This window comes from Streptomyces sp. NPDC006265 (genome assembly GCF_040613555.1).
GTDB lineage: Bacteria > Actinomycetota > Actinomycetes > Streptomycetales > Streptomycetaceae > Streptomyces.
This window is the reverse complement of sequence record NZ_JBEXSH010000404.1, coordinates 1-7881: the sequence shown is the minus strand read 5'-3', so window position 1 is coordinate 7881 and position 7881 is coordinate 1. Positions and strand designations below refer to the sequence as shown.

Annotated in this window: 6 protein-coding genes; 2 read left to right on the top strand and 4 right to left on the bottom strand. The window is 69.7% G+C overall.

Annotated elements, in window-relative coordinates; all coding sequences use genetic code 11:
* The first annotated feature begins 35 nt into the window (after positions 1 to 35).
* Complete coding sequence (locus tag ABZ281_RS28265) at positions 36 to 638, top strand: helix-turn-helix domain-containing protein (RefSeq protein WP_356659917.1); 603 nt, start codon at positions 36 to 38, stop codon at positions 636 to 638.
* 7 nt (positions 639 to 645) lie between these two features.
* On the opposite strand, the gene pyk is transcribed toward ABZ281_RS28265, so the two are convergent.
* A complete protein-coding gene (gene pyk, locus ABZ281_RS28260) occupies positions 646 to 2082 on the bottom strand; it encodes a pyruvate kinase (protein ID WP_356659915.1) in 1437 nt (478 codons plus the stop codon).
* A 162-nt stretch (positions 2083 to 2244) separates the two neighbouring features.
* Positions 2245 to 2961 (bottom strand): SIMPL domain-containing protein, encoded by a 717-nt coding sequence (locus tag ABZ281_RS28255; protein ID WP_356659913.1) that lies wholly within the window; start codon positions 2959 to 2961, stop codon positions 2245 to 2247.
* 162 nt (positions 2962 to 3123) lie between these two features.
* Here ABZ281_RS28255 and ABZ281_RS28250 point away from each other — a divergent pair, with 162 nt between their 5' ends.
* Positions 3124 to 4920, top strand: a complete 1797-nt coding sequence (locus ABZ281_RS28250; protein WP_356659911.1) for a 5'-nucleotidase C-terminal domain-containing protein — start codon at positions 3124 to 3126, stop codon at positions 4918 to 4920.
* Positions 4921 to 4933: 13 nt separating this feature from the next.
* Here ABZ281_RS28250 and ABZ281_RS28245 read toward each other — a convergent pair whose 3' ends face one another.
* Entirely contained in the window at positions 4934 to 6346 is a 1413-nt protein-coding gene (locus ABZ281_RS28245; protein WP_356659909.1) for a SidA/IucD/PvdA family monooxygenase, read from the bottom strand.
* The gene (locus ABZ281_RS28240) at positions 6343 to 7734 is read right to left on the bottom strand and encodes an aminotransferase class V-fold PLP-dependent enzyme (RefSeq protein WP_356659907.1); all 1392 of its coding nucleotides are present in this window, start codon (positions 7732 to 7734) and stop codon (positions 6343 to 6345) included. Before ABZ281_RS28240 ends, ABZ281_RS28245 begins: the two co-directional genes overlap by 4 nt.
* Positions 7735 to 7881 lie beyond the last annotated feature (147 nt).

Below are 7881 nucleotides of genomic sequence, written 5' to 3'. Positions count from 1 at the left end.
CGGCCGCACACCGAGCGCGGCAACCGGGTGAACAACTGCACACGGGGTCAAAAGTCACCGACCCCAAAGGGGTCCAGGTTCAGAGACCGCCGACACTCGGTGATGGCTGCATCAGCGGCCACCCTCGCAGCACCGGCTACTACCTGAGGATCGCGTGCGCGAACTCATGGCCTGGCCTGATCGACGCCTGCGAGATCGCGATGCGCACCATCAACCCGACCGGGTGCGCCTTCCGCACGCAAGCTCAGGGATACGTCTCGGTGGTCAGCTACAGCAGGCACTGGCCGCACCTCTTCCCCCAGCATGGCCCCGGCGTGAAACACGAACGCCGGATCACCCTCGAACCCTGGCAACAGGCCATCGTCGACGCCCACCCCTGGGAGTTCATCCGCGGACTCATTCACTCCGACGGCTGCCGGATCACTAACTGGACGACGCGGATGGTCGGCGGTGAGCGGAAGCGCTACGAATATCCGCGGTACTTCTTCACCAACCTCTCGGCCGACATCATCCGGCTCTTCACCAGAGCCCTCGACCAGGTGGGCGTGGACTGGAAGCAGGCGAACGCACGCAACATCTCCGTCGCCCGCAAAGCCTCCGTAGCCTTCATGGACGCCCACGTAGGCCCCAAATACTGACGGCGCCCTACTTCGGGCTGTCGTCCTCTCCGATGTGGTGGACTCGGACCATGTTCGTCGAGCCCGAGACGCCGGGCGGGGAGCCGGCCGTGATGACGACCGTGTCGCCCTTGGCGCAGCGGCCGTAGCGGAGGAGCAGTTCGTCGACCTGGTCGACCATCGCGTCGGTCGAACCGACCTCCGGTACCAGGAACGTCTCCACGCCCCACGTCAGGGCGAGCTGGGAGCGCGTGGCCTGGTCGGGGGTGAAGGCGAGGAGGGGGATCGGGGAGCGGTAGCGGGAGAGGCGGCGGGCGGTGTCGCCCGACTGGGTGAAGGCGACGAGGAACTTCGCGCCGAGGAAGTCGCCGATTTCGGCCGCCGCTCGGGCGACCGCACCGCCCTGGGTGCGGGGTTTGTTGCGTTCGGTCAGAGGCGGGAGGCCCTTCGCCAGGATGTCCTCCTCGGCCGCTTCGACGATGCGGGCCATCGTGCGGACGGTTTCGACGGGGTGCTTGCCGACGCTCGTCTCGCCGGACAGCATCACCGCGTCGGTGCCGTCGATGACGGCGTTGGCGACGTCGGAGGCCTCGGCCCGGGTGGGCCTGGCGCTGTCGATCATCGAGTCGAGCATCTGGGTGGCGACGATGACCGGTTTGGCGTTGCGCTTGGCGAGTTTGATGGCGCGCTTCTGGACGATCGGGACGTGTTCCAGGGGCATTTCGACGCCGAGGTCTCCGCGGGCGACCATGATGCCGTCGAAGGCGGCGACGATGTCGTCGATGGTGTCGACGGCCTGGGGTTTTTCGATTTTGGCGATGACGGGGAGGCGGCGGTCTTCCTCGTCCATGATGCGGTGGACGTCCTGGATGTCGCGGCCGGAGCGGACGAAGGAGAGGGCGATGGCGTCGAAGCCGGTGCGCAGGGCCCAGCGGAGGTCGTCCTCGTCCTTTTTGGAGAGGGTGGGGACGGAGACGGCGGCGCCGGGGAGGTTGAGGCCTTTGTGGTCGGAGATCACTCCGCCTTCGAGGACGGTGGTGTGGACGCGGGGGCCGTCGACGGCGGTGACTTCGAGGCAGACTTTGCCGTCGTCGATGAGGATGCGTTCGCCGGTGGTGACGTCGGTGGCGAGGCCGGCGTAGGTGGTGCCGCACATCTGGCCGTCGCCTTCGGTGCCTTCTTCGACGGTGATGGTGAAGGTGTCGCCGCGTTCGAGGAGTACGGGGCCTTCGGTGAAGTGGCCGAGTCTGATTTTCGGGCCTTGGAGGTCGGCGAGGAGGCCGACGCTGCGGCCGGTCTCGTCGGCGGCTTTGCGGACCCGGTGGTAGCGCTCCTCGTGTTCGGCGTGGCCGCCGTGGCTGAGGTTGAGGCGGGCTACGTCCATTCCGGCGTCGACCAGGTGTTTGATCTGGTCGTACGAGTCGGTGGCGGGTCCCAGGGTGCAGACGATTTTTGCTCGGCGCATGGATCGAGCCTATGAGTTACCGACTGGTAGTGAATTGGTCGAGGGTGACCGCTCAACAGACTTTGCGTGAAGCGTTATTGACAAGTGTTGAATTGCGGCGGGGTGCTCCGATGAGCACTCGAGGAATTCGGTCCGATTTTCGAAAGAATCCCGTGCGCGTGCCTACAGCTGCGGCGGCACCATGGTGAAGCGGGCGTTGATCTGGGCGTGGACGCGTTGACGCTGGGGTTCGAGGTCGAGGGGGGCGGGGGTGTCCTCGGCGGCGCCGGCGAAGGCGGCGGAGCGCATGCGGCCGGGGGCCTGGGGGTGGGCCGGCGGGGTGCTCTCGGCGCCGATGTCGGCGAGTTCGACGAGGGCGGAGAGGCTGGTGCCGAGCGCTTCGGCGTACTCGCGGGCGCGTTGGACGGCTTCGTGTACGGCTTTCTTCCGGGCTTCGCGGTGGGCGGGTGAGTCGGGGCGCAGGGCCCACCAGGGGCCGTCGACGCGGGTGAGTTCGAGGTCGGCGAGGCGGGTGGTGAGTTCGCCGAGGGCGGTGAAGTCGGTGAGTTCGGCGGTGACGCGGACGCTGCCGTGGTAGGTGCGGACGCGTTCGCCGCGGCCGTGTTTGGTGAGTTCGGGTGTGATGGAGAAGGCGCCGGTCTCCAGGCGTTCGACGGCGTCGCCGTAGGACTTGACGAGGTCGAGGATGCCGGCGTTGCGGCGGGTGAGGTCGTCGAGGGCGGAGCGGCGGTCGCGGCCGCGGGCGGCGACGGTGATGCCGATACGGGCGATCTCGGGGTCGACTTCGAGGCGGGCTTCGCCGCGGACGGCGATGCGGGGGGCCTCGGGTGTGCCGTAGGGGACGGCGGGCTGTGAGGCGTCTGGGGTGGCCGCGGTCATACGCCCCACTCTGTCATGTCTGGGCTGGTTGGCGGCCGGGGATCGGGGGGACGAGTCATCAGATCGCAACCTGCCGGGTCTGTTGCGGCCGGTCGTGGGCGGGTCAGAATCTACGCGCGTCATCTACGCGCGTCGTTCACAGATTCCGCAGGGGAGCCCGTCATGCCGTTGAACCGCCGGAAGTTCCTGGAGAAGTCCGCCGTGACCGGGGCGGGGGTGGCGCTGGCCGGTGCGGTCTCAGCGCCGGGTGCGCAGGCGGCCGAGGCGAAGCGGGGTGCCAGGCGGTACGCGTTCACGGTGCTGGGGACGACGGACCTGCACGGCAACGTCTTCAACTGGGACTACTTCACGGACAAGGAGTTCGACGACAAGGATCACAACGACGTCGGTCTGGCGAAGGTCTCGACGCTGGTGAACCGGGTCCGTGCGGAGAAGGGCCGCCGCAACACGCTGCTGATCGACGCGGGTGACACCATTCAGGGCACGCAGCTGTCGTACTACTACGCCAAGGTGGACCCGATCACGGCCGAGGGCGGCCCGGTGCACCCGATGGCGCAGGCGATGAACGCCATGGGCTACGACGCGGCGGCGCTCGGCAACCACGAGTTCAACTACGGCATCCCGGTGCTGCGCAAGTTCGAGCAGCAGTGTGATTTCCCGCTGCTGGGCGCGAACGCGCTGGACGCGAAGACGCTGCGGCCGGCGTTCGCGCCGTACAGCATGCACCGGCTGCGCACGCCGCACGGGCGGGACGTGAAGGTGGCGGTGCTGGGGCTGACCAACCCGGGCATCGCGATCTGGGACAAGGCGAACGTGCAGGGGAAGATGACGTTCCCGGGTCTGGAGGAGCAGGCGGCGAAGTGGGTGCCGAAGCTGCGGTCGATGGGCGCGGACGTGGTCATCGTGTCGGCGCACAGCGGTTCGTCGGGGACGTCGTCCTACGGTGACCAGCTGCCGTACATCGAGAACGCGGCAGCTCTGGTGGCCGAGCAGGTGCCGGGTATCGACGCGATCCTGGTCGGGCACGCGCACACGGAGATCCCCGAGTACTTCGTCACGAACAAGGAGACGGGGAAGCAGGTCGTGTTGTCGGAGCCGCTGAAGTGGGGCCAGCGGCTGACGCTGTTCGACTTCGAGCTGGTCTTCGAGAGGGGCTGCTGGAAGGTCGAGAAGGTGGGCGCGAAGGTCCTGAACTCCAACACGGTGGAGGAGGACTCGAAGATCACGAAGCTGCTCGTGGACGAGCACGAGAAGGTCGTGGCGTACGTCAACCAGGTCATCGGCACCAACGCGGCGGAGATGACGTCGGCCGAGGCGCCGTACAAGGACGTGGCGATCATCGATCTGATCAACCACATCCAGGCCGACACGGTGAAGCAGGCGCTGGGGGGCACGGAGCACGCGTCGCTGCCGGTGCTGTCGCAGGCGGCGTGTTTCTCGCGCAGTGCCCGGATCCCGGCGGGTCAGGTGACGATCCGGGACGTGGCGGGTCTGTACGTCTTCGAGAACACGCTGGAGGCGCGTCTGATGACGGGTGCGCAGATGAAGGCGTACCTGGAGTTCTCGGCGAACTACTTCGTGCAGACGGCGCCGGACGCGGCGGTGGATCCGGCGAAGCTGACGAACGCGAACGGCACGCCGGACTACAACTACGACGTGGTGAGCGGTCTGACGTACGAGATCGACATCGCGAAGCCGGCCGGGGCGCGGGTGACGGACGTGCGGTTCGAGGGGCAGCCGCTCGCGGACGACGCGAAGTTCGTGTTCGCGGTGAACAACTACCGGGCCAACGGCGGCGGCAACTTCCCGCATGTCGCCGCGGCCCAGTTGCTGTGGTCGAACTCGGACGAGATCCGCAACACCATGATCGCCTGGGTGAAGGCGAAGGGGTCGATCGATCCGGCCGCGTTCGCGGGGGTCGACTGGAAGCTCACCCGTAACGGCACGCCCGTCTTCTGATCCGCGTGCTTCGTCACCTTCGGTCGTCGACCAGCGGGGTCAGTGCCGGTGCCTCGCGGGGCGTCGGGACGTGCCGGCGCTGGGTGAGGCCGAAGGTGGTGAAGGCGGTGCGGCTCGGGAGCGGGTAGGCCTCCCTGCCCGTGTGGGAGTTGAGGATGATCGCGCTGCGCCAGGCGGCGAGGCCGAGGTCGGGGGCGCCGACGCCGTGGGTGTGGGTCTCGGCGTTCTGGACGTACACGGTGCCGGTGACGGACGGGTCGAGGACGAGCCGGTGGTCCTCGTCGATGCGGGGCCGCTCCTGGTTGTCGCGGCACATGTAGGGGTCGAGGCCGGCGAGGATGCGGTCGAGGGGGCGCTCGCGGTAGCCGGTGGCGAGGACGACGGCGTCGGTGGTGAGGCGGGAGCGGCTGTCCTGGAGGGTGTGTTCCAGATGCAGTTCGACTTTGGTCGTGGCGACCCGGCCGGCGGTGCGGACGCGGACGCCGGGGGTGAGGACTGCGTCGGGCCAGCCGCCGTGCAGGGTGCGGCGGTAGAGCTCGTCGTGCACGGCGGCGATGGTGGCGGCGTCGATGCCCTTGTGCAGTTGCCACTGGCCGTCGACGAGCCGGTCACGGGTGGATTCGGGCAGGGCGTGGAAGTAGCGGGTGTGGTCGGGGGTGAAGTGCTCCAGGCCGAGCTTGGAGTACTCCATGGGGGCGAAGGCCTCCGTGCGGCCCAGCCAGTGCAGTTTCTCGTGTCCGGCGGGCCTGTTGCGGAGCAGGTCGAGGAAGATCTCGGCGCCGGACTGTCCGATGCCCACGACGGTGACGTGCTCGGCGGCGAGGAGTGCGGCGCGGTGGTCGAGGTAGTCGGCTGCGTGTACGACGGGTACGCCGGGTGCGTCGACGAGGGGCTTGAGGGCGTCGGGGACGTGGGGCTCGGTGCCGATGCCGAGGACGACGTTGCGCGAGTAGGTCCGGCCGAGGGCCTCGGCTTCGCCGTCGGTGTCGAGCTGGGTGAAGTCGACCTCGAAGGCGTCGCGTTCGGGGTTCCAGCGGACGGCGTCGACCTGGTGGCCGAAGTGCAGGCCGGGGAGGTTCTCGCAGACCCAGCGGCAGTAGGCGTCGTATTCGGTGCGCTGGATGTGGAAGCGCTCGGCGAAGTAGAAGGGGAACAGCCGCTCGCGGGACCTGAGGTAGTTGAGGAAGGTCCAGGGGCTGGTGGGGTCGGCGAGGGACACCAGGTCGGCGAGGAACGGCACTTGGATGGTGGCGCCTTCGATGAGCAGGCCGGGGTGCCAGCCGAAGGCGGGGCGCTGGTCGTAGAAGACGGTGTCGAGGTCATCGAGCGGGTGGGCGAGCGCGGCGAGGGAGAGGTTGGCGGGGCCGATGCCGATGCCGACGAGGTCGCGGGGGGCGTCGGGTTCGGGGGTCGGGGCGGGGTTCATCGGGGGGCGTGTCCTTCCACGAGGGTGGCTCGGCTCGCTGCCGCGAGGTGCAGCAGGGCGGCCAGGTCGTCGGGCCCGGTGGCGGGGTTGAGGAGGGTGGCCTTGAGCCAGAGCCGGCCGTCGAGGCGGGCGCGGCCGAGGACGGCGGAGCCGTCGGTGAGCAGTGCGCGGCGTACGGCGGCCACGGTGGTGTCGGTGGCGCCGGTGGGGCGGAACAGGACGGTACTGATGACGGGCGGGGCGTGCAGTTCGAAGCCGGGGTGTTCGTCGACGAGGGCGGCGAACTGCCGGGCGTGGGCGCAGACCTGGTCGACGAGCGCGCCGAGGCCGCTGCGTCCGAGGGTTTTGAGGGTGACGGCGAGTTTGAGGACGTCGGGGCGGCGGGTGGTGCGCAGGGACCGGCCGAGGAGGTCGGGCAGGCCGGCGTCGGTGTCGTCGTCCGCGTTGAGGTAGTCGGCGCGTTGCCGCAGGGCGGTGAGGTCGCGGGTGTCCCGGACGGCGAGGAGGCCCGCGGCGACCGGCTGCCAGCCGAGTTTGTGCAGGTCGAGGGTGACGGTGTGGGCGGCGTCGAGGCCGGTGAGCCGGGTGCGGTGCCGGTCGCTGAAGAGGAGGCCGCCGCCGTAGGCGGCGTCCACATGCAGCCGGGCGCCGTGGGCCGCGCAGTGGGCGGCGATCTCGGGCAGGGGGTCGATGAGTCCGGCGTCGGTGGTGCCGGCGGTGGCGGCGACGAGCAGCGGGCCTCTCAGGCGGGTGAGGGTGTCGTCGAGCGCGTCGGGGTCGAGCGTTCCGCGCGGGGCGGGTACGACGACGGGTTCGGGCAGTCCGAGCAGCCAGGCGGCGCGGGGCAGCGAGTGGTGGGCGTTGGCCCCGCACACGAGCCGTACGGATCCGCCGTGGGCCTCGCGGGCGAGGAGCAGGGCGAGCTGGTTGGATTCGGTGCCGCCGGTGGTGACGAGGGAGTCGGGGGTGCCGGTTGCGTGGATCTCGCGGGCCAGTGCTCCGGCGACCAGCCTCTCCAGTTCGGATGCCCCCGGCGCCTGGTCCCAGGAGTCCATCGACGGGTTGAGGGCGGAGGCGGCGAGGTCGGCGGCCACGGCGACGGCGAGCGGGGGGCAGTGGAGGTGGGCGGCGCACAGGGGGTGGGCGGGGTCGGCGGCTGTCTCGGCGAAGGCGTGGACCAGGGTGCGGACGGCGTGCGGGTCGCCGCGGTCGGGGAGGACGTCTCCGACCGCCTTCCGGGTCCGGGCCGCGACGGCCTCCGGGCCGCCCGCCGGCAGGGGTCCGCCTCGTGCCCGGGCGCCGGTGTCCAGCGCTTCGATGACGGTCTCGAGCAACGGCCGCAGGGCGTGGGAGCCTTCGTGGCCTGAGACGAGGGGCGGCGTGCTCATGGGGCTGACCTCCGGGGCGCGGGGCGGCGCGCCCCGGGGATCTCAACGAGACGGCACCGGCAAGGGGACGAGCGAGATCTTTGCCACAAGGAAGTCCGTCGGCACCGATTTCAAGCAGTACGACATCTTCGGCTGAAACCGCAGGTG